Origin of the sequence: Aeromicrobium sp. Leaf272 (assembly GCF_001422865.1) — a bacterium.
Classification (GTDB): domain Bacteria; phylum Actinomycetota; class Actinomycetes; order Propionibacteriales; family Nocardioidaceae; genus Aeromicrobium.
This window is the reverse complement of sequence record NZ_LMMY01000009.1, coordinates 337,256-337,915: the sequence shown is the minus strand read 5'-3', so window position 1 is coordinate 337,915 and position 660 is coordinate 337,256. Positions and strand designations below refer to the sequence as shown.

The 660-nt window shown below is 71.7% G+C and carries 1 protein-coding gene; it reads left to right on the top strand.

Annotated features, from left to right (window positions below; all coding sequences use genetic code 11):
• Positions 1–52: 52 nt before the first annotated feature.
• The coding region (locus tag ASF38_RS17795) for an HAD family phosphatase (RefSeq protein WP_056574159.1) at positions 53–660 on the top strand (608 nt) is incomplete at its 3' end.

Here is a 660-nt window from a genome sequence, read left to right as displayed (position 1 = left end):
CGGACTACGACCGATGGATCGCCGGCATGCGGCGCTACCAGGAGTCGCTCGGATGAGCGCCCGGAGCGCTCGTCGCGCGGTGCTGTTCGACTTCGGCGGGGTGCTGACCTCGAGCGTCCTCGACGGGTTCGCCGCGTTCGGCCGCGAGGAGTGCGGCGACGAGACACTTCCCATGCGCCTGTTCGCCGAGGACCCCACCGCCCGGCAGCTGCTGGTCGACCACGAGGAGGGGCGCCTCGGGCACGACCCGTTCGAGGCGGGACTCGCCGAGCGCCTTCGCGCCCAGGGGGTCGAGGTCGAGACCGAGGGACTCATCGGTCGGATGCAGGCACGCCTGGTCCGCGACGAGGCGATGGTCGAGCTGGTCGCGTCGCTGCGGGAGGACGGTGTGCCGGTCGGTCTGGTGTCCAACTCGCTCGGACGCGACTGCTACGCGGGATTCGACCTGCCCGCGATGTTCGACGCCGTGACCATCTCGGGGCAGGAGGGCGTGCGCAAGCCGTCACGCCGCCTCTACGAGATCGGGTGCGAACGCCTCGGCGTCGCGCCCCACGAGGCCGTCATGGTCGACGACCTCGCCCAGAACATCGTCGCTGCCGAGCGTCTCGGGATGGCCGGCGTCGTGCACCGCGAGGCGGAGGAGACCGCGGCGCAGCTCTC